General features: G+C 54.9%; 1 protein-coding gene. It reads right to left on the reverse strand.

Annotated elements, in window-relative coordinates; genetic code table 11:
• The coding region (locus ACQXR1_RS22090; protein WP_430772879.1) for an amino acid adenylation domain-containing protein at positions 1–1,264 on the reverse strand (1,264 nt) is incomplete at both ends.

Here is a 1,264-nt window from a genome sequence, read left to right on the forward strand (position 1 = left end):
AGGACGTCTTCCCACAGCTGGGCAAGCTTCATCTCGGTCACATTTCTTGGCGCTGTGTAGGCCTCCGCATCTGCCGCTCCGTTAGGAGCTGGCAGGGCGTTCCGGTCCAGCTTTCCGCTTGGCGTAACCGGCCACTGTTCCATCTCGATCATATGGGCTGGGATCATGTAGCCCGGCAGCCGTCTCTCCAGCTGCGCCCGCACTTCGTTTCTCGGGAGTCCTTCTATATAAGCGCATAATTCCGGCTCGCCGCTGTCTGTCCGTACGGTAACGGCCGCCTCCCTTATGCCTTCTATGCTTCTAAGCGCCGCTTCAATTTCTCCAGGCTCAATCCGGTAACCACGGATTTTCACCTGATCATCCGTGCGGCCGAGGAATTCCATATTCCCGTCAGGGAGCCAGCGGGCTATATCCCCTGTTTTGTACATGCGTTCCCCCGGGTAAAAGGGATCCTCAAGAAAACGCTCCTCCGTTAAGGCCGGCCGATTCAGATAGCCTCTGGCCACACCCGCTCCAGCAATGTACAGTTCACCGGAGACACCTAAGGGCTGTACGGCTAAATGGGGATCTAAAACATACAAACGCGCACCGGGTACAGGCTTCCCGATCGGAATCCTAAAGCGGTCCCTGTCCCGCTCTGGGTCCAACATGTAGAATGCCGCGTCAACCGTTGCTTCTGTCGGCCCATAGCCATGGATCAGCGATACCTCAGGCAATAAAGAAGCAAATCGCGCTGCCATACGGGGTGCAAGCGGTTCACCTCCGGCGAATACACGCTTCAGGCTTGTCCCGTCACTTAGTGTTGCGATTTCCGCTTGATCGAGAAAACTGTTCAGCATAGCCGGAATAAAATGAACCGTTGTCACGTTTTCCTGATGAATGGCTTTTACGATCAATGCCGGATCTTTCTCCCAGCCCGGAGGAACCAGATAAGCCGAAGCACCGGAAAGCGACCACCAAAACAGCTGCCACACAGACGCATCAAAGGAAAAAGAGGTTTTCACCATGACAATGTCATCTTCCTGAAGCGGAAACTGGTGCTGCATGCCGGTCAGAAAGGAAACAGCCTGGCGGTGCTCGACGGCTACCCCTTTTGGCTGCCCGGTGGAGCCAGACGTATAGATGACATAGGCGAGAGATCCGCCGCTAATAGAAGCAGATACATGACGTTCTGCTTCTTCACGGGCAAGAGATGTCATGTCAACCTCAAGCGTCTCTCCGGAAAAGCTCGGCGCAAAACATCCCGGCTGTGTCAGTAAGAGAT

It is taken from the genome of Bacillus sp. ATD (assembly GCF_050585765.1).
Taxonomy (GTDB): Bacteria; Bacillota; Bacilli; order Bacillales; family Bacillaceae; genus Bacillus; species Bacillus stercoris.